This window comes from Pseudomonas sessilinigenes, assembly GCF_003850565.1.
Classification (GTDB): Bacteria; Pseudomonadota; Gammaproteobacteria; order Pseudomonadales; family Pseudomonadaceae; genus Aquipseudomonas; species Aquipseudomonas sessilinigenes.
The window spans coordinates 5,415,087-5,435,279 of record NZ_CP027706.1 but is presented as its reverse complement, the minus strand read 5'-3'; the positions used below and the strand labels follow the sequence as shown (position 1 = coordinate 5,435,279).

Genomic DNA, 20,193 nt, shown 5'->3' with positions numbered 1-20,193 from the left:
ATAGGCGGATAGGAAAATTCGGTGGCCTGCCAGTGGCTGGCGACCGGCTAAGCATAACAGGCCTGCAAGCCTTGGCCTGGCGAATCGCCAAGTCCTGATCGTCCTGGGGCCAACAGGGGCATGGAAAAAACTAATTATCAAAGCAAATACTTGTGTAATACATTGGCGCCTTCTCGAATAACCAGACAGGAACACACCATGGCATCGACAACGGGTTGGTCGGCCTTGCTATCGGGCAGGAACGGGTTGCGCTCCGCGGCCCTGGCCGGCGGCGTCGCGCTGCACGCAATCAACGTCTACCTGGTCACCACTTTGCTGCCCTCGGTGGTCAAGGACATCGGCGGCCTGGATTACTACGCCTGGAACACCACATTGTTCGTGGTGGCCTCGATCATCGGCTCGGTCCTGTCTACCCGGGTCCTGGCGAAGTTGGGACCCAAGCTTGCCTACGCCCTGGCGGCCCTGGTCTTCATGCTGGGGTGCGGCCTGTGCGGGCTGGCGCAGGACATGGCCTGGCTGATCGCCGGGCGCAGCGTCCAGGGCTTGGGCGGCGGGCTGTTGTTCGCCTTGCCCTACGCGATGATCCGCCTGGTGTTCCAGGAGCCGCTGTGGCCGCGGGCCATGGCGCTGATTTCGGCGATGTGGGGCGCAGCTACCCTGATCGGGCCGGCGGTGGGCGGGGTCTTTGCCGAGCATGGTGCCTGGCGTGCGGCGTTCTGGGTGCTGATTCCCTGCACGTTGCTGTTCATGCTGCTGGCCATGGCCTTGCTACCCGGCCAGCGCCAGGAGCCTGCGGCCCGCAGTCCGATTCCCGGGTTGCAGCTGGTTCTGCTGACGGTCACGGTGCTGGCGATCTCCATCGGCAGCATCAGCACCTCGGTGCTGTACAACGCCGTGGGGCTGGGGGTCGGCCTGGGCCTGCTGGCATGGGTTGGCGTCCTGGAAAACCGCAGCGCGCAGCGGCTGTTGCCAAGGGGCAGCCTGGCATCGGGCAGTGCCCTTGCAGCGCTGTACCTGTCCATGGCGTTGCTGGTGGTGGGCATGACCAGCGAAGTCTTCGTGCCGTTGTTTCTCCAGGTCCTGCATCAGCAAACGCCGTTGCTGGCGGGCTACATTGCCGCACTGATGGCCGCAGGCTGGACCCTGGGCGCGCTCTTCAGCTCTGGCCGCAGTCCCCAAGGGGCGGCCCGGGCGGTGGCCTGCGGGCCGTTCATGGTGGTCGCCGGCCTGCTCCTGGCGTTCTGGGCCATGCCAGCGGCCACCAGCCTGGTGAGCCTGGGAGCCATATGCCTGGCAATGGTGTCGGTGGGGGTGGGGATCGGCCTGGCCTGGCCCCATCTGTTGTCCCAGGTCCTGGAGCGCGCTCCTGAGGATCAGAAGGAACTGGCCGGCGCCTCGATCACCACGGTGCAACTGGTGGCTACGGCCCTGGGGGCGGCCCTGGCTGGCATGATCGTCAACCTGGCGGGCCTGGGCTTGGGCGCTGGCAGCGATGGCGCGGCCCAAGCGGCCCGTTGGCTGTTCGGACTGTACGCTGGCCTGTCGCTGTTGTTGTTCGTCTCGGTGCGCCAGGCCCAGCGCCAACCAGCAGCGGTCCCTAGCGTGTAGCTCACGATGATTGTTCGCATCGGCACAAAGCTGCGTGGGCTGGCGCGCCAGGCGGACGCCGCCGAAACCGTGGATTGTGATGCTTGCCTGTCCAGGGTTTAATCGGCGTCGTGTTTACTGCCCACATGGAAGTTCGATGCATGCATGACTCTGCCCGCCATATCGTCCAGTTGTACCAGCGCCACGCCCAGGCTTGGGATAGGGGGCGTCGCACCCATACCCGGGGCTTCGAAGGCGAGCGGGTGTGGTTACAGCGCTTTCGCCAGCTCATGGGCGATGGCCACCTGGTACTCGACCTGGGGTGCGGCGGTGCGGACCCCATGGCAAGCCACCTGATCGACAACGGCTGTGCGCTGACCGGGGTCGACAGTTCGACGACGCTGCTGGAGCTGTGCCAACAGCGCCATGCCAACCAACGCTGGATCCACGCCGACATGCGCACGCTGGCCCTGAACGAAGACTTCGACGGCATTCTGGCCTGGAACAGCCTGTTTCATCTGGCGCCCGATGACCAGCGAGCCATGTTCGCCGTGTTCGAGCGCCATGCCCGGCCAGGCTGCGCCCTGATGTTCACCAGTGGCCCGGCAGCCGGCGAGGCCATTGGTGAGTTCGAGGGCGAGGCGCTCTACCATGCCAGCCTTGATCCCGGCGAATACTGCACGCTGCTCGATACCCATGGCTTCGAGGTGGTCCGGCATATCAGCGAAGATCCCGATTGCTGCGGGTTCACGGTGTGGCTGGCGCGTGGCCTTGACTGAAACACAACGCCTGCCTACAGCACAGCTTGTGCGGTACAGGCAGGTTCGCTCCTGGCAACGCCGGAACCGGGTGGCCTAAATGAAAAAAGCCGCTGCCCGGTGTGGGCAGCGGCTTTTTCAGGACCGTACAGCGTGTGGGACCGAGGCTGGCCTCAGTGCTTCATCATGCTGTGGTCCATCGAACCATGGTCCATGGAACCGTGGTCTGGCGCATTCAGGGCGCGGGCCTCGGCATCGACCTTGATGCTTTCCTTCTCGCCCTTGGCATTTTCCACGATCAGCGTCAGTGGCACCTTGTCGCCGGCCTTGATCTGGCCGGTCAGCTCCATGAGCATCACGTGGTAGCCGTGGGTATCCAGGCTGACCTTCTGGCCGGCCGGCAGGGCGACGGCATCCACTTGCTGCATGCTCATCACATCGTTGTGCATGCTCGACTGGTGGATCTGCACGTTCTTGGCCACGGGCGACTGCACCTGGACCAGCTTGCTATCGCTGCTGGCGGTGATGTCCATGAAGGCGCCGCTGGCGTGCTGGCCGGCGACGGTGGCGCGGACCCAGGCGTTGTCGACCTGGGTCGCGGCGCTGGCGGCATTGGCCAGGCCCAGCAGGGAGGCCAGCAGCAGGGCGGATTTGAGACGGGATGGGCGGGGTTGCAGAGTCATTAACAGACCTCCATGACGGTGAGCAGATCTTCTGCGCACTCCTGGGCGTTGAGGGACTGGGACAGGCCCAGGCGCAAGGTGCCCCGTGAGTCGTAGACAAAACTGGTGGCGGTGTGCGAGAGGGTATAGGTATCGCCGCTGGGGATCTTCTCGTAGAACACGCCGAACTCCTTGGCCATGGCCGCGGTTTCCTCCAGGGTGCCGTACAGCGCTTCGAAGCTGGGATCGAACGCCTTGACGTAGGCATCCAGTACGGCAGGGGTGTCGCGTTCCGGGTCCAGGGTGATGAACACCACCTTGAGGCGATCGCCGTCGCGGCCCATCAGCTTCTTGGCCTGTGCCGCCCGGGCCAGGGTCGTGGGGCAGACCGCCGGGCATTGGGTGAAGCCGAAGAAGATCATTGGCATCAGGCCGCGGTAGCTGGACAGCGACTTGGTTTCGCCCTGGGAATCGGTGAGTTTGAAGGTACGGCCGAGGATCTGATTGCTCAGGTCCTTGCCGTACTTGAAGGACAGCCGGGGACTGTTGTCGCAACCGGCTAGCAGGCCCAGGCCGAGTACTCCGGCGCTGGTGAGCAGCGTGCGGCGAGTCAGTAAAACACTCATGAAATAACGCCCTTTGAACAGCCAGACAGGCAAAAAACCCGCGCATGGTAACAAACGGACGAGGGCCGCGGCGGGCTAATTAGACCAAAGCCTGCGGCCATCGGTCGCACTTCGCTGGCCCGTGGCCGGCCTCAGCCATGCTCATCCGCGACCGTCGGCAACTGCCTGAGCCACAGGGCGATGTCCTGCACCACGGCGGCCATCTGGCTCTGGCCGTCGCGGTCGCTCAGTCGATGGTCGAGGCCGGGATAGGCGCGAAATGTCAGGTTCGACCGGCCGTTGCGACGCAGTTGCTCGATCAGGTCGGTCACTGCGTTGACCGATACCGCCTCATCGGCCGAGGCCTGGATGATCAACGCCGGCACGCGGCTGGCCTGTAGCAGCGCTTGTTGATCCAGTTCCAGCACTTCTTGCCACCAGCGACTGCCATGGCCACTGGCTTGCACGTCGGCCGCCGGTTGCCGGCGCATCTGTTCGACGAAGGCCAGTAGCCCCTGGCGCGCCTGGTGCTGCTGCGCCGGGTCCCCACCAGCGCTATCGACACTGTGCAGCAGGTCATCGAGGAACCAGCGGCCACCCCCATTGAACGCCACGGTGGCATCGATGGCGGGCGAACGAGCCGCCAGGGCGTGGGCGATCACCGCACCTTCGCTGCCTCCCAGGGCGACGATGCGCGGGTAGGCCCGCCGCTGGCGCAGGTGCTCGATGACAGCCTGCAGGTCTGTCACACGCTGGCTGGGGCTGTCGTTGAGCAAGTAGGGGGCCGGGCAGTCCGTGCGCTCGCTGTCCTGGTCGTAGGGCAGCGTTGCATCGATGCCGTACTTCTCCACCGTCAGTACATCGGCCTCGGGCATGGCCAGGAGCAACTTCCGGATGCTGGGGATGCGGCTCACGCTGTTGCAATCCGAGCCCTGGAGGATCACCAGCAGCGATTGCGCCGGCAGGCGGGGATTGCGTTGTAGCAGGTAGTAGTCGATTCGCGAGCCGTCGGGGCGGGCCAACTGCCGGTACTGCGGTGCCGGCAGCGGTGCCGAGGGCTCCGGCGTGGCGCTGGCCAGGCTGGCAACGGCCAGCAGTAAGACGCAGGCCCAGCGGATACCGAGGCTCAACTTTCCACCGCGGCCATGCGCACCAGCGCGCGCACGGCGGTACGGGTGGCCTGGGTCAGGGGTTGCGGTAGCCGGTCCAGCTCGAACCAGGCGATCTGGCTGTGTTTTTCCGGCTCCAGGTTGCACGGCGCCATCTCCGGTGCCGAGGTCAGGTATACCGGGGCGACCCAATGCTCCTGGCATTGCGGGTCGATCTGGTCCACCACGCAGAGCAGGCTGACCTCCTGTAGCGTCAAGCCCAGCTCTTCGAGGATCTCCCGGCGCATGGCTTGCTCCACCGGCTCCAGCCAATCGACCTTGCCACCGGGCAGGCCCCAGTGACCGGCCTCGGGGGCCCGCAGGCGCTTGACCAGCAGTAGTTGGCCATCGCGAACGATGGCTGCGCCGCATCCCAGGCGGGGTTGTTGGGGCATGGCGAGTACTCCTTGGGTGAAATAGAGAGGAGGGTAGGGGCGCGGGGTTCCGTCCGATGGCCTGAGGCTTGTCCGACAATATCGGTTAAGGGCATGACAGCAGATTGTTGGTTTGTTGTTGATTTGTAACTTTCCTCCCGACGCGCTTCCTGGCCTGCCTAGCGCCGCAACCAGGTCGCGCCGATCACTGCCAGGGCCAGCAGGATCAGGATCACTCCGGTGCTTCTTTCCAACCACGGCAGGGCCCGGGCGAACCGCTGGCGAACCCGATCATTGCCGATGGCCACGGCCACCAGCACATCCCAGGCTAGCACCGCACTGAACATCCACAGGCCATAGAGCAGTTTCCAGCCGCTGCCCAGGCCGGCCCCGACCAGGGACGCCAGGCTCGCGTAGAACAGGGCGTTCTTGGGGTTGAGAAGGCCCGAAGCCAGCCCCATGCCCAGCCCACGGGACCAGCTGGCAGTTTGCGAGCGCTGGTCGCAAGCCACAGTGGCTAAGGTGCTGGCACCGGCATGGCGGATAAACAACCAGCCCATGTACAGCAGGTAAACGCACCCGGCCAGTTGGATCACCAGGAACAGCTGGCCTTCGGGGCTGAACACCGAGACCCCGGCAAACGCCAGGACGATGAAGACGCCATTGGCCAGGGCAATGCCCAGGCAGGCGCCGGTGGCCGAGCGCCAACCGCCGGCCATGGACATGCGGGCCACCAGGAAGAAATCGGGGCCGGGGGACAGTAGCGCCAGAAAATGTGCAGCGGCCACCAACAGGAACTGTTCGATCACGGTCAAGACCTCCAGCAAGCAAAAGGGCGGGAAGTCTGCTGTGCGCCAGGAACTTGGGTATTGAAGAAAATTGCGCGTCGATCAAGCCCGGTACCGCCGGCAATGCCGACCCGTCAAGGAAATGCAGGGGCCAGGCTTGCCCGCGATGGGTTTATCCAATCAACAGGCGCTACCGTTCACGACCCTCGCAAGCAAGCTTCGCCCCTGCTGGGATCAAGCATTCCGGTACCGCCCGGGGGTGACGCCGACGTGGGCCTTGAACACCCGTTGAAAGTGCGCCTGGTCGGCGAAGCCCAGGCGCTGGGCCAATGCCGCGGCAGGCTCGCCAACCTGTAGGCAAGCGCGGGCCTGGATGACGCGCTGGTTCAATTGGTAGGCGTGGGGCGTCATCCCCGTAGCGGCACGAAAGGCCCGGATCAACTGATAGCGGCTCATCCCGGCCAGGTGCGCCAGGCTCTGTAGGGTGTTCACGGCCTGGGGCTGATGTTGCAGCAGGGCGATCACCCGCTGCACGCCGGCACTGGCCCGGGCAGGATCGGCAGCCAGGGCAATCGCCGGCTGCCCGGGGCTGGAGAAGTCACCGACGAACTCGATCAGCGCCTCGTCCTTGTCTTGCCAACTGGCGTTGGAAAACAGCAGGGCATTGAGCTGGCAGAAGCGCTGGTAGTGATCCGGATCATCGCTGAGCAGCACCTGGTCGCGAAGTGCGCCGGGACCAGGGGAGCGCTCCCGGCAAATGGCCTCTACCCAGTCGGCATCCAGATGCAGCATCTGGTAGCTCCAGGCTTCGCCCGGGCGAGGATTGCAGGCATGCACGCAACCGGCTGGAACCCAGACCAGGCTGCCGGAGCGAATCAGTGTCGGCCCCTCCGCCGCGCCGCTGAACAGGCTCGTGCCATGGTCGACCGCGCCGATGGAAAGGGTGGGGTGGCTATGGGCCTTGTAATTGGCACGGCTGTCACACGCCCGACGGCTTTCGACGTAGGGCAGGTGCGGATCGCGCCAGAACTGGGCGGAGCAAGACATGAGCGGCAAGCCTTGGTGGTCGGGTGCGGCAGCAGCGTAACGGCGAACGAGGCCCGGCGCCAGCCAGCCCGAGCCAATGCCTGAGGCTGCCTATAATCGATGCTGGCCCAGGACCCAAGGAACCCATGCCCATGACATTCAGTGAAATAGCCTACGAGCAACATGGACCCGTGGTGGTGATTCGCTTCAACCGCCCCGAACAGCGCAATTGCATCGGGCCTGTCACCCATCTGGAACTGCTGCAAGCCTGGACGCGCTTTCGCGATGACGAGCAGGCGCTGGTGGCGATCATCACCGGAACTGGGGACAAGGCCTTTTGCGCAGGTGGCGACCTGAAGGCGGCGGCGCAACTGGTGCCCCACAGTCCCGAGGAGGTTGCCGCCCATGATCGCGGCGAGCGCCCGGGCATTATCGGCCCCAGCCGCTGGACCGATCTGTACAAACCGGTCATCGCCGCGGTCAATGGCGTGGCCTATGCCGGCGGCCTGGAGTGGGCCTGTTTTGCCGACATGCGCATCGCCGAGGAGCATGCCTCGTTCGGCGTGACCTGTCGGCGCTGGAACATCGGCCTGGGGGATGGCGGGACCCAGCGCCTGCCCCGGATCGTCGGCATGGGCCGGGCGCTGGAGCTGATTCTCACCGGCAAGGTGATCGATGCCCAGGAGGCCTATCGCATTGGCCTGGTCAATGAAGTCGTGCCCAAGGGGCATTCGCTGGCCCGGGCCCTGGAGCTGGCCAATGCCCTGGCACAACTGCCGCAGCCGGCACTGCGTACGGACAAGGAAGCAGCCATTCGTGGCTACGGCCTGCCGCTGGCCGAAGGCTTGAAGATCGAGGCCCAGTGCTTCAACCGTTCGGTGCATCAGGCCGAAACCCGGGAGGGCCTGCGCCAGTTCATCGAGCGGGACCATCCTGACCGTACCCGGCAACCACCCAGGACACCTGGAATCGTCAGGGATTGAGGCCGCTGGGCCCGGCGTCTATTCCAGCGTCAAATGCATATCCCAGCAGTCAAGGCCGGGGCCGTGGCCGTAGGTGGTGATCTTGCCCGGCACGAAGCCCAGGTTGGCGTAGAAGCCCTGGCTGTGCTGGCTGGTGCTTATGCGCACGGTCCTGGCCTGGCCCAACTCGCGGATGGCCAGGAGCCGGGCTTGGGTCAACTGCTGCCCCAGGCCTTGGCCATGCAGCGTCTGGTCGACCATGCCCCAGCACAGGCTGGCCGTGGCATCCTCCGGGCGCATGGCATAACCACCGCAGGCGACGATCTGCCGGTCGCGCTCGATGACCAGGAAACAGCCTGGCGAGTGCTCCAGGAAATGCTTGAAGTCGTCGCGCTCCAGCGGATCGAAGAAGGCCGGAGTATTGCTGTCGAACAGCTCCAGGCAGGCCGCCAGGTCACTGGCTTGGTAGGGGCGTATGCGGTTCATGATCGGTACGCTCGAGCGGAAGATCCCGAATATTCGGGATCTTTGGCCCTGAGGGTCAAGCCAGATGAGCGCAGAGGCGCGTCATTGGCTTTGGCAAAGCATATGCAAGGTTACCCCTGCACTGGACCGCAAGCCTCGCTGCGGCCCTGAAGGGCGCGGGACTGCTCGATCCGCGCTCTGCTCGTTGCCTGCCTACCGGTGCGGCCGGTCAGTCGTGGGGGATACCTTGCAGGTCGTGGACAATCTGCTCGATAACCCGTCCGGCCTGGTCGCCATAAGCGGCGGCGTCCATGTCGATTCGCCCCGAGATGTCCTCGGTGTGCTCATCCAGGGTGATCTCGAAGGCCACGCGGCAGGTGTCGTTCGGCAACAGTTGCAAGCTCATCCACTGCTCCTCGCCCAGGCTGATACGGCTGCCTGCGCTGCGCGAGTTCCAGGCGTTGAACAACTGCGCGAACGGCAATTCGAAACCGGCGGTGCGTGTCGACATGCCCTCGGGATACAGCGCTGCCGGTTCGATGCCCTGGCGCGCCGAGGCATTGATTACCGCCCGCTGTACACGCTTGATCACCGCATCCAGTGGTTCGCCAGGCTCATGCCGGGTGCTGACTGGAACCGTGTTGGACAACGGCCCCACCAGCGTCTGCGCTGCAGCTTCCGAGCGATTGGCGAAAGGCACGCCGGTCACCACGGTGCTCACGCCACTCACGGCACTGATGGCCCGCTGGTAGATCGCCAGCAACAGCACGAACGGCGTCACGCGTTGAGCCTTGGCGTAGGCCAGGACCCTGCTGCGCGGTACGTTGCTGGTGAACTTCAGGCTTTGCATGCGCCCCATGCCGCTACTGCCTTTGGTGCGCAGTGCATCGAGCCCGTAGGGGCCGGTGTGCGGGTAGACCTCCAGCTGTTGCGCCGCGCTGACCGTCTGTTCGGCCAGTTGCTGGGTCTGGCAATAGTCGTTCCAGGCGGTGCCGGATACCGGGGGCTGGCCCTGGTAGTGCCGGGCGATATCGTCCAGCAGCAGATCAATCGATGCGCCGTCGCAGGTATAGACCCAGAAGCCGATCCAGATGTGCAGGCCGTCCTGGTCCACGGCCGAGGCAATGCGCAGTCCCGGCTCAGAGGCCTGCCGGGCCCGATAGGCCAGGAAGTCCTGATCGGTGATGGCGTCCTGCACCTTGCCCAGTTGCTCGCGCAACGCTTGACGCAAGTCTGGCTCGCTCGGGGCATGGCCGACCAACTGTTCACCGTCGATCTCGAATCGGGCCGCCAGGATCGGATGCCGTGCCAGGGTCTGGGCCACGGCGTCGAATACCTGTGCCTGGTCACACTGTGCGCTGAAGTCCAGGCGCAGCGCGCCGCAATAGGCGCGCCCCGTCTGGTCAAGCATCGCCCCGGTCCATTTTTCCCGCAGTCCCGCGACACTGCCAAGCGTCGCGAGTGGTCCCTTGAAGGGAGGGATCAGGTAGTTCTGATGCATGACGATAACCTATGCCTGTGGGCTCGATGGGGCGGGCTCCAGAGCCAGGGCGTTGCGCCCGGCCCAGATCAGCAAGGCACCACCGAACATCGCCAGGGCCGACAGTGCGAAAGCGCTGACGAAACCGTTGGCGGCAATGGTCGGCGCACCGCTGTTATCGGAGACAGCCAGGGCCACGGCAGCCAGCGAGCTGACGCCAAACACCTGGAACAACTGCTGGATGGTGGTGGTGATGCCCGAGCCGGCACCGGCGTCTGCCTCACTGAGGTCACTGGTGGCCAGCGACTGTGCAACCGGTGCGACACAACCAAAGCCAATGGAGGTCACCAGCATGGCGGGGAACATGCCCAGCCAGTAGCTGTGCAGGGGCACGCCAAAGGCAAACAGGGCAAAACCCACTGCCGAGGTCATCAGGCCCACGACCGCTGCGGTCTGCGGGCTCCAACGCTGCATGACGAACTGGCAAAGGAAGATCCCAGGGAAGAAGCCCAGGCAGAACGGCAGCCAGGCCAGGCCAGTCTGCATCGGACTCAGGCCGAGGTATTCCTGCAGCAACAGCACGCCCAGGTAGAACAAGGCACCGGAGGTTGCGGCCAGGATGGCCACGATGGCGTAGCCGGCCAGGCGCGGCGAGCGGGTCATCAGGCGAGCAGGAACGATGCCGTTTTCCGAGCGCTTGCAACGACGCAGTACCAGGGCGATGCCCAGCAGGCCCAGCACCAGGAGTGCTACCCGTTGTCCAGGCAGGTGCTCGACGCCGGAGCCCATCACGGCCATGACGGTCGCGGCGACGGCCACCACCAGGATCAAGGCGTTGCCCAGGTCCAGAGGAGTGGAAACGCGATGGGCGAACTTGGGAATCATGACCATGGTGGCGACGATCAGCAGCAGGACGACCGGTACGTTGATCCCGAAGACCCAGCGCCAGGACAGGTAGTGAGTCAGTACGCCGGACAGCAGCACGCCGATGATCGAGCCCAGGCCGCCCAATGCCGCCCAGATGCCAAACGCCTTGCCGCGTTCAGGGCCGGAAGGAAACAGCAGCGACACCATGGCCAGGCCGGTGGCCGACGCCAGGGCTTCACCCACCCCTTGTCCGGCACGGCTGATGATCAGCACCGTGGCATCCTGGGCGAAGGTCGCCAGCAAGGAAAATGCACCGAAGATCACCACGCCGACCTGGAAGGTGCGACGTACGCCAAAGGCGTCGCCGATGCGTCCGCCCAGCAGCAGGAGCGATCCGGCGGTGATGAGGTAGGCATTGACTACCCAGGTCAGGGACCCATCCGTGAGCCCCAGTTCGTGCTTGATGCGTGGCAGTGCCACGTTCACCACGGTGGCATCCAGCAGCAGGATCAGCTGGATGATCGAGATGACAGCCAGTGCCTGCCATCGTTTTTCATTGAGCGTTGCATTCTCGGGTGTTTGAGTCATGTCTATCCAATCCTTAGATGTAATGGGTGTCGGCCGGCATCCGGCCGGCACCCAGGTTTTTCCTCGAGCGATCAGCTCATGGCGTTGACGCTGGCCAGGGCCAGCGAGTTACGGATCATTTGGATTCCGTAGTCGGTACCAATGCTCTCGGGGTGAAACTGCACGCTTTCAATTGGCCGGGTACGGTGCCGCGCCGCCATGTTCACGCCATCGTCCGAATAGGCCGTGGCCATCAGGGCGGTGGGCGTTGGCGGCTCGGTGATCGCCAGCGAGTGATAGCGCACCACGGTGAGCGCCGAAGGCACATCCTGGAAAATGCCCTTGGCGTCGTGGTGGACCTGGGCGTACTTGCCATGTTCGGTGGTAGGCGCACGAGTGAGCTTCCAGCCAAAATGTTCGCCCAGTGCCTGGTGCCCCAGGCAGACACCAAAAATAGCCTGCTGTTCATCCATCGCACGAATTATCTGCGGGTAACCATGGTCCTCGGGAGTACCCGGGCCGGGTCCCAGGACCAGCAACTGCGGTTGCCACTGCCGATAGTGGGCAAGCGGGTCGTCGTTGACGCGAACGACCTTGGTCTGCGCACCGGCGGCCGAATAGTACTGCTCGATGACATAGACGAAGCTGTCGAAGGCGTCGATTAGCATCACTTTCATGCGCAGGCCCCCATCGCTCGGGAAAACGAACGGATCTTCGCTCCCGCCTCGTTCCATTCGTCCTCGGCCCGGGAGTCGGCGACGACTCCGGCGGCAGCCTGCAGTACGTAGTGCCCGGCATTACCGACGATCGTACGGATCGTCAGCGCCAGCACCGCGCTGTTGGCCCCGGTGATGTAGCCGGCACAACCGGTGTAGAGCCCGCGAGTGGTGCCTTCCAGTTCGGCGATGATCTCCATGGCCCGGACCTTGGGGGCACCGGTCATGGTGCCCGCCGGGAAGTTGGCCACGATCAGGTCCCAGACATCGCAGTGCTCGCGCACCCGGGTTTCCACGGTCGAGACCAGGTGCAGCAGGGACCCATAGGTATCCTGCTGCATGAACGAGCTCACCTGCACGCCCCCGGGGACGGCGCAGCGAGCCAGGTCGTTGCGCGCCAGGTCCACGAGCATCAGGTGCTCGGCGGCTTCCTTGGGAATCTTGTCCAGCGCGTTGCCACGCAGGTCCCCCCGACTCATGGTCCCGGCGATGGGGCGGACCTGGGCCACGCCGTCCTGGAGGCGGATCATCAGCTCGGGGCTCGATGACACGACATGCAGGTCGGCAAGGTCCAGGTAGTACATGTAGGGCGCCGGGTTGACCGATGCCAGGCGTTCGTAGAGATCCACCGGGGCGATCGACGCATTCGAGACCGCCCGGCGACACAGCTGCACCTGGTAGATATCACCAGAACGGATGTACTCCTTGGCCCGGGAAACGGCCGCGCAGAACCCTTCGCGATCGGTGACATCCTCGACCACGGCGCTGTCCACGGCGAGGCCAGGCGCCGATGCCGCAGGCGGCTGGCGAAGCACCTCGAACAGGGCCTCAAGGTCCGCACCCGTATTCGCGTCGGCGTTGAGCACATCGATCTGCGCCGGGCCTTGAGGGGCTTCGTAGCGGACCACATGCCGGTAGACCCGTACCAGCACTTCCGGCACATCCTGCTCGATGGCCATTCCTGGCAGGTTCTCGACGAAGCGCGCGGCGCTGTAGCCCAGGGCCAGTACCAGTGGAAAACCCTCAGGCAGCGCCAGGGTCTGGGCCACGCGCCGCAGGCGTTCGCACAGGCTCGACTGTGGATCGTTGAGTACCTGCTCGCAGGCCGCCAGGGCCCATTCGAAGGGCTCGCTGGCCGACAGATGCCAGGCACCATTGACCAGCTTGAACTCCAACAGAAGGTCGATCATGAAGGTGGTCTGGTTGCCGTCGACCGGCAGGAAGCCCGCACCGGTCTCGAACAGCGCCGGGCAGGGATAGAGCCCGAGCAAGCCGCGGCGCACCCGGGCGACCGGCGCTGCGTCGGCGACCTCGTGATGCTCCACGCTCCACAGGGGGATGGCTTGTAATGAACTCACAGGGCCGACTCCCGTTGGTCGCGGATACGGGCGTGCTTCCAGGAGATGTAGGCCCCGGTCTCGGTCCGTGGGTCCAGGCTCTGTTCCAGTTGCAACTGGACCGAGGTGCCGAACTGGCTGGCCATCTGTTCCTGTACCTGGGCCACCGAGCGCTCGCCGATACCCGCCACCATCGATACCTCGACATGGTCACTGCCATCGCTGGCGGTGCGGATCTTGACTTCGTAGCCAGAGACCCACTCGGCGGCACCCAGCACCGCCGATTCGATCAGTGCCGGCACCACCTGGCGACCGCCCAGGGTCATCACATCACCCACCCGACCAAAGACCCGCAGGCAACGGGAGCGATTGCCGCACCCGCATTCCTCGGCCGAATGCAGCCGCGCCAGGTCGCCGGTGCGATAGCGGATCAGTGGCTTGGCCCCGGGCACGAGCATCGTCAGGCACAGCTCACCCACATCGCCCTCCATGCCCGGGACCGGGAGAATCTCCGCCAGGTAGTTGGTTTCGGAGAAGTGCAGGTTGCCGTTGGCGCAGCCGGTGGCCACCGCATGGGCTTCCTGGGAGCCGTACAGGCCATGGGTGCAATGGGCGTTCCAGACCCGGGCGATATTGCTCAGCATCTGTGGCGTGCACAGCTCGCCCAGCACCATGATCTGGCCTACTGCGGTCTCGCGCGGATCGATGCCCTGGCTTACATAGAGGCGGGCCAGGGCCAGGGCCACGGCGGGCGAGCAAATCAGCGAGCGTACGCCCAGGTCGCTGATCAACTGGGCGGCCTTGGCCAGGCCGACCCGTGGGCTTTCCGGCCACAGCCGCACATAGGGAATCCCCAGGTTGCGGCAGACTTCGCCATAGGTATCGCCGAACGCATACAACTCCGACGGACCCATGATCGCCGTCAGGGCGTTGGTGGTGCCGAAGGTCGATTGGTACAGGTCGGCGACGGCCTTCTGTACATAGGCTCCACTGGTCTCGACATCGATCGCGGCCCGAGGGCAGGGGGTCGGCAGCCCGGTGGTCCCGGTGGTCTCGTAGTACACCGCGATCTGGTCGAATGGCAGGCTGCAAACCGAGCGGCCCACGCAGCGCAGGTCATCCTTGGTGGTGAAGGGAACGCCATCCAGCGCCGGCAGGGCACTGGGGCTGCCGGCTTGCGAGCGCAGGTGCCCGGCATAGAATGCCGAGCGCTCCTGGACATAGTCCAAGACTTCCCGGGCCCGCGACTGCCCCTTGGTCTCCAGTTCCTGTGGCGTGGTACGCCCCTCCAGATAAGCGTCCACATCGTCCAGCCATTGCTGGTGCAGGGCGTCCTTGATCATGGCTGGCTCCCCGCGTTCAGGCTGCTGGCGAACTCACTGATGGTCTCGGTGAGCATGAGGTTTTCCAGGGGAACGGCGATGGACAGCTGGGACTCGAGTTCGATCTTGATCTTCATCGCCGACAGCGAATCGCCGCCCAGGTCGAAGAAGTTGTCCTCGGGCAGTACCACCGGCTCCTCCAGATGACTGGCGATGACTCGGATCACGGTGCGCAGGATGGTTTGCGGAGTCTTGCTATTGGAGTCTTTCATGTCATTCCTCAGGAGTTCACGCAGGGCAAGTACATCCACCTTGCCGTTCTTCGACAGGGGCAATTGGGTCAGCGGCTGGACAGACTTCGGCACCATGTAGGCAGGCAGCCGCAGGGTCAGGGCCTGGGTGATTGCCGAGGCCAGGTCCGGCTCGCCGACATACACCAGGGCGATCTGTTTGGGATGCCCGTCCGGGCCCGGCAGCGCTACGGCGCAGGCTCGCGAGACGCCGGGGCAGGACTCGGCCACGCTCTCGATTTCACCCAGCTCGATACGCAGGCCGTTGAGTTTGATCTGGTTGTCGATACGCCCCAGGATCTCGATCTCACCGTTGGGCAGGTAGCGTCCCAGGTCGCCGGTGCGGTACATGCGTCGCCCGCTGCGCGGATGCTGGACAAAGGCCTTGCGGGTCAGCTCCGGTTGGCCGATGTAGCCGCAGGCCAGGGAGATATCGCTTTCCACCAGCATTTCCCCGGGAACCCAGTCCGGGCAATCGGTCCAGTCGCCGGCGATGATGTGATAAGCCGAGTTGCGCATTGGTGCGCCGTAGATCACCGAACGCACCAGTTGGCCTTCCTGCTCGTCGATCTCGTGCAGCACCGACCAGTTGGTGGTCTCGGTAGGGCCGCCGCAGGAGTACAGCCGCGCCTGCGGATACAGCGCCCTGGCCCGTGGCAGCAACGGCATGGGGATCCAGTCGCCCGCCATGACGATGTTGGCCAGCGACTCCACCGCCGAGAAGCTGCGCGCGGTCTCTGCAACGCTGCACAGCAGGTCCATGATGGCCGGCACGCAAGCCCAGAACGTCACGCCGTGGCGACGCTGCAGGCGTAGCCAGGCATCCGGGTCGGGCCCTGCCGCCTGGGCGGGCACCACCACCGAGCCGCCATGCAGCAGGGGGCCGAAGATATCGAAGACCGACATGTCGAAATGCAGCGCGGCTGTGGCCAGGTGGCGGGCTGAGGCGTCCAGGCCGAAGCGCTCGACGACGTCGTACACATGGTTGACCACCGCCACCTCGGGAATCTCGACGCCCTTGGGGTTGCCGGTGGAGCCGGAGGTGAAGATCACGTACGGCGAGTAGTCCGCCGCCAGCGGCGCCAGTGCCAGGTCAGTGTGCTGCTGGGCCCAGGCGCGCAGGTCCTGCTCCGCCAGCACCAGTCGCTGTACCTGCTCGGGCAACTGGGTATCGGCGCCTGCGATGACCGTGGTCACCCCAGCCTGGGACAACACCGAGCGGATACGCTCGGACGGCAGGTCGATATCCACCGGTACATAACCGACCCCGGCCAGCAAGCAGCCGTAGACGGCCGCGTAGTGCCCGCTGCCCTTGGGCAGCACGATCCCGACGAAGCGCTCGCCAGGCGTATGGGCTTGCTGGATCATCGCGGCGATCCGGGTCGCGGCCCGGCCGATCTCGCCCCAGCTGTAGCTGCCCAGGGTATCGATGACGGCGACTTCTTCGGCGCGCTCGGCAACCCGTGCCAGCAGCAGGTCACGCAGATGGACGGGCGGTACAGGGGCCTGGGTCGCGTTCACCGCGTCGCGCACTTCGATCTGTGCACCAGGGCGCAGGTCGAGCCAGGTGCGTTGCCAGATCTCGCTGTCGTCCGCCAATTGCTGCAACAGGGTGCAGAAGGCACCGAACATCGCTTCCACAACCTCGGGGCGAATGACCCCGGTGAGGTAGTCCCATTTGAAGTACAAGGTGCCTTCGGACTCGCGCAGCTGCACATCCAGGGTGACCTGGGGCGTCTGCGAAACGCCGTAGACTTCCTGGCCAAGACGGGCCGCGTCGTGGCGCCCGGGGTGTCCGAGCAGGCTGGTGAGGACGATTGGCATCAGCGGCGCACCGCCGCTGCGCCGGACCCGGGCCAACTCGCGCAGCACTTCGACGCCGTTGAACAGCCGGTGGTCCAGCGCCTGCCAGATGGCGCCTTGCAATTGCTGGCCGCGAGCTTCCAGGGTATCGCCGGCGGCGGTTTCGTAGGGCACCAGCAGGGTATTGGTGAAGTCCCCGACGACCTGGTCGATATCGGCGCTGACCGGCATCCGGTCGGAGACCGGGAAGTTCAGGGTGAACCGATCCTCTTCGCTCCAGCAGCGCAACACTTCGCACAAGGCCAGTGCAACCACCCCGGATGGCGAGATGTTGCGGGCCTGGGCCTTGGCCTGGAGTCGTTCCCAGGCAGCGACGGCGAGAGTGCCTTCGTGCCGTTCGAAGCGCGACTGGCCCTCGAACTCTCCCGGCTCCAGCTGCGGCAGGCGCGGTGCCGCCGGCAGATGGTTGATCTTGTCCAGCCAGTATTCGCGATCGGCCTGGTACTGGGCGCTCTTGAGCACCAGTTGGCGATAAGCGACGTAGTCGTGGAAGCTGGTCTGGAGCACCGGCAACTGCGGCTCGTCCTCCAGGTAGAGGTCGATCAGGTCAGGGATGATCACCTGGAAAATCGACCAGGCGTCGGCGATCAGCATGTCGATGCACAGGTGCACGCGACTGGTGGCGGCGCTGATGCGGCTGATGCGGAACTGGAACAGCGGCCACTGGGTGGTGCCGATTTCTTCGTTGGCCATGCGTTCACGGACCCGATCGATCTCGAGTTCGATCTGGTCTGCCTCCATGGCGCTCAGGTCGACGAACTCCACCGCCTGGGTCCCGTCGACATCGCCGATACTCTGGCGACCGCTGGCGTCGATGGTCATGCGCAGCATCGGATGGCGCTCGACCAGCAAGCCCACGGCCCGGGTGAAGCGCTCGCGATCCAGGGCTTCGACTTCCCACTCGAAGTAGCCCTGGCAACCGACGCCGCCGTAGTCGTAGAACGAGCCGCGGCCGATCCACAAGGCCTGCTGGCTTTCATTGAGTTCGAATGGCAGCAGTTGCTGCTGTGCCGGCAGGTGCTCGAACTTCGGCAACTGGGTATCACGCGAGGCGTTGGCCAGGCGGACCAGGTTCGCCAGTACCGGCTCCTCGAGGAATGCCCCCATCTGTACATGGATGCCGTGCTTGCAGGCCAGCTCGCCGACCATGCGCAAGGCGCGCAGGGAGTCGCCGCCGGCGTCGAAGAAGCTCGACTCCAGGGTCGCTTCTTCGCACAGCGTCCAGGCCAGCCAGCAATCACGTACGGCGTGGTCTGCCTGGGTCACCGGGACAAACAGGGTCTGGTTCGCATCGCGTTCGATGGGGCCGACCTGCAGTGCGCTGTAGTCGACCTTGCCGTTGCGTCCCAGGGGCAGGGCGCCGGTCACGATCTGGCCAGGCTGCGCGGCCGGGTGCAGGCGGGTGGCCAGGTGCTTGCGCACCTGGGCGACCACCTCCACGGCGTCCGGCGCCAGCTCCAGGAACAAGGCCAGGGTCGCGCCCAGGTCGTTGCTCAAGCAGTTGGCCGCGGCCTTCACCACGCCCGGTACTTGCAGCGCGGTGATCTCCAGCTCGGTCAGGTCGACCCGATGTCCGCGGATCTTGACCACCGAGTCGGTGCGTCCGAAGATTTCCACGGTGCCATCGGCGGCCATCCGTGCCCGATCGCCGGTGCTGTATTGCAGGGGGGACGTGGTATCCAGGGTGTTGCCACGAAACGCTTTCTTCGTGTCCTCGGGGTTCACGTAGCCCACCGACAGCGTCTCGCCGGTGATGATCAGCTCGCCCACGCAACGCGCCGCCAGTTGCTGGCCATGGCGGTCGACCACGTACATCTGGGCGCCGGGAATCGCCCGTCCTACCGAGGGCAGCAGGGTGCGGCGCGGGGCACTCAGGTCTTCGATGGAAACCACCGCCGCCTCTGCCGAACCATAGACATTGATCACCCGATAGCCCAGGTCGGTGGGTGGCCATTGCTTGCAGCGTTCACCGGCGATCAGCATGGTGCGCAGGCCGGTGCGGATTCCCGTGGCCCACAGCGCTTCGGCGATGGAGGTCATGGCCAGGGTATGGTTCATGTCGCCTTCGAGCAGCCAGCGTGCCAGCAGGTTGACGTCCTGCAGCACCTGCGGGCCCGGAATGCAGACGGTGCCGCCAGCGCACAGGACCGGCAACGGATCGACCTCGACCATTCCGTAGCCCGGCGACGACAGCCAGGAGCCGCGACTGTGCTCGTCCAGCCCGGCCTGTTCGATAATGGCATCCAGGGTAGCGGCCATCCCGCGATAGGACAGGCACACGGCCTTGGGCCGCCCGGTGCTGCCGGAGGTGCCGGCGATAAAGCAGGCTTCGTTGGTCGTCTCGACCCACTTGCCATGTTCCCAGTCGACGTGGCTGGGGCGTACCTGCACCTTGTCGATATCCAACTGCGGATAGGTCACCAGGTCCCGGGCCCGTTCGCTGGTGCTGCCAGCGGTCAGGACCGCATGCGGAGTGCATTCTTCGATAAAGGCGCGGATGCGTTCATCGGGGTGGGCCGGGTCGATCAGTACGCAGGTGCCCCCCATGCGCTGCACAGCGATGATCGAGGCCAGGTGTTGCCAGCCGCGCTCCAGGAACAGCGCCAGGCGCGGGCTCGAGCGGCGGGAAGTGACGCGTTCGCGGATGTGCTGGACCAGCGCCTCGGAGGCGTCCCAGAGCTCGGCGTAGGTCAGGCTACGGCCGCTGTTGTCGTCCACGATCGCCACCGCCGACGGCTTGCTCTGTACATGGCGGTAGATGCGCTCCACGAGAAATTCACGGGGGGCGGTTTCCTCAGGAACCGGGCAGGCAGGCTGCAGCGCAGCCGCCGGCAGGGCCTTGGGATCGAGTACCCGGGCGCAGGCGAAGTGCACCAGCTCAAGCAGTTCCAGGCGCATGGCCGGTGTCATGCGATCGCTGCGTACCGATAGCTGGCAGCGACCTTCCTGCACCAGTAGCCAGACCGGGGATTGCGCCTGTGGCAGGTGGGTGCCATCGCTGATCTCGATGTCGGCGCGCACGGCTGGCTCGCCCTGGGCCGCTTCGGCGTCAGCGCGCAACTGGGCGATATAGGCCCGGGCATCTTCTGCCAGGTTCAGAGCGGTGCCATCGACGCCCAGCTGCAATGACTTGCCGTCTGCGTGGACTCCCAGGACGACTCGGCCTTCGGGGCTGAGCAGCGAGCCCAGGATCGCAGCGACCGTTGTCAGGTCGTTCATGCTGGCCGCCAGGCCAGGGGGCAGGGCAAGGTCTTCCTGCTCCCGGGTGTCGCTGGCCGGTTGTCCGGCCGCCGGGCTTGCGAACGCGTCCCACAGGCTGCGCTCGTTGCCTGGCAGCGCTGGTGCTTCGGGGGGTAGTGATGTCATGTCGTCCCTC

The 20,193-nt window shown here is 65.2% G+C and carries 16 protein-coding genes; 3 read left to right on the top strand and 13 right to left on the bottom strand.

The features are described from left to right. The first annotated feature begins 198 nt into the window (after positions 1-198). Together C4K39_RS24935 and C4K39_RS24930 are read left to right on the top strand one after the other, a co-directional pair. On the top strand, positions 199-1,608 hold the full coding sequence (locus C4K39_RS24935) for an MFS transporter (protein ID WP_124347671.1): 1,410 nt from the start codon (positions 199-201) through the stop codon (positions 1,606-1,608). Positions 1,609-1,748: 140 nt separating this feature from the next. After that, positions 1,749-2,366 carry a class I SAM-dependent methyltransferase gene (locus C4K39_RS24930; protein ID WP_068587245.1) on the top strand — a complete coding sequence of 206 codons (618 nt, stop codon included), beginning with the start codon at positions 1,749-1,751 and terminating at the stop codon, positions 2,364-2,366. 152 nt (positions 2,367-2,518) lie between these two features. Here the strand turns inward: C4K39_RS24930 and C4K39_RS24925 are convergent, their stop codons facing one another. The 6 genes from C4K39_RS24925 to C4K39_RS24900 all read right to left on the bottom strand — a co-directional run bounded on the left by C4K39_RS24925 (position 2,519) and on the right by C4K39_RS24900 (position 6,969). Further along, positions 2,519-3,028 (bottom strand): copper chaperone PCu(A)C, encoded by a 510-nt coding sequence (locus C4K39_RS24925; RefSeq protein WP_124347670.1) that lies wholly within the window; start codon positions 3,026-3,028, stop codon positions 2,519-2,521. Continuing rightward, entirely contained in the window at positions 3,028-3,633 is a 606-nt protein-coding gene (locus C4K39_RS24920) for an SCO family protein (protein WP_124347669.1), read from the bottom strand. Before C4K39_RS24920 ends, C4K39_RS24925 begins: the two co-directional genes overlap by 1 nt. A gap of 131 nt (positions 3,634-3,764) precedes the next feature. Then, positions 3,765-4,742, bottom strand: a complete 978-nt coding sequence (locus tag C4K39_RS24915; protein WP_124347668.1) for an alpha/beta hydrolase family protein — start codon at positions 4,740-4,742, stop codon at positions 3,765-3,767. Beyond that, on the bottom strand, positions 4,739-5,155 hold the full coding sequence (locus C4K39_RS24910; protein ID WP_068587237.1) for an NUDIX hydrolase: 417 nt from the start codon (positions 5,153-5,155) through the stop codon (positions 4,739-4,741). Before C4K39_RS24910 ends, C4K39_RS24915 begins: the two co-directional genes overlap by 4 nt. A 158-nt stretch (positions 5,156-5,313) precedes the next feature. Then, on the bottom strand, positions 5,314-5,940 hold the full coding sequence (locus C4K39_RS24905) for a LysE family translocator (RefSeq protein WP_178083992.1): 627 nt from the start codon (positions 5,938-5,940) through the stop codon (positions 5,314-5,316). 216 nt (positions 5,941-6,156) lie between these two features. After that, complete coding sequence (locus tag C4K39_RS24900) at positions 6,157-6,969, bottom strand: AraC family transcriptional regulator (protein ID WP_124347666.1); 813 nt, start codon at positions 6,967-6,969, stop codon at positions 6,157-6,159. Between the two features lie 131 nt (positions 6,970-7,100). On the opposite strand from C4K39_RS24900, the gene C4K39_RS24895 reads away from it, so the two are divergent. After that, on the top strand, positions 7,101-7,931 hold the full coding sequence (locus C4K39_RS24895) for an enoyl-CoA hydratase/isomerase family protein (RefSeq protein ID WP_068587235.1): 831 nt from the start codon (positions 7,101-7,103) through the stop codon (positions 7,929-7,931). An 18-nt stretch (positions 7,932-7,949) separates the two neighbouring features. On the opposite strand, the gene C4K39_RS24890 is transcribed toward C4K39_RS24895, so the two are convergent. From C4K39_RS24890 to C4K39_RS24860, 7 genes are all read right to left on the bottom strand, one after another. Next, entirely contained in the window at positions 7,950-8,396 is a 447-nt protein-coding gene (locus C4K39_RS24890; RefSeq protein ID WP_124347665.1) for a GNAT family N-acetyltransferase, read from the bottom strand. 208 nt (positions 8,397-8,604) lie between these two features. Continuing rightward, entirely contained in the window at positions 8,605-9,786 is a 1,182-nt protein-coding gene (locus C4K39_RS24885; RefSeq protein ID WP_244935445.1) for a condensation domain-containing protein, read from the bottom strand. Between the two features lie 99 nt (positions 9,787-9,885). Beyond that, positions 9,886-11,310 carry an MFS transporter gene (locus tag C4K39_RS24880; RefSeq protein ID WP_068580013.1) on the bottom strand — a complete coding sequence of 475 codons (1,425 nt, stop codon included), beginning with the start codon at positions 11,308-11,310 and terminating at the stop codon, positions 9,886-9,888. A gap of 71 nt (positions 11,311-11,381) precedes the next feature. Beyond that, positions 11,382-11,966 carry an aminodeoxychorismate/anthranilate synthase component II gene (locus C4K39_RS24875; RefSeq protein ID WP_068580010.1) on the bottom strand — a complete coding sequence of 195 codons (585 nt, stop codon included), beginning with the start codon at positions 11,964-11,966 and terminating at the stop codon, positions 11,382-11,384. Then, positions 11,963-13,363: an anthranilate synthase component I family protein gene (locus C4K39_RS24870; protein ID WP_124347663.1), complete on the bottom strand. Its 1,401-nt coding sequence runs from the start codon at positions 13,361-13,363 to the stop codon at positions 11,963-11,965. Before C4K39_RS24870 ends, C4K39_RS24875 begins: the two co-directional genes overlap by 4 nt. Next, positions 13,360-14,685, bottom strand: a complete 1,326-nt coding sequence (locus C4K39_RS24865) for a phenylacetate--CoA ligase family protein (protein WP_068580006.1) — start codon at positions 14,683-14,685, stop codon at positions 13,360-13,362. Before C4K39_RS24865 ends, C4K39_RS24870 begins: the two co-directional genes overlap by 4 nt. After that, a complete protein-coding gene (locus C4K39_RS24860) occupies positions 14,682-20,183 on the bottom strand; it encodes a non-ribosomal peptide synthetase (protein WP_225926530.1) in 5,502 nt (1,833 codons plus the stop codon). Before C4K39_RS24860 ends, C4K39_RS24865 begins: the two co-directional genes overlap by 4 nt. Between the last annotated feature and the right edge of the window lie 10 nt (positions 20,184-20,193).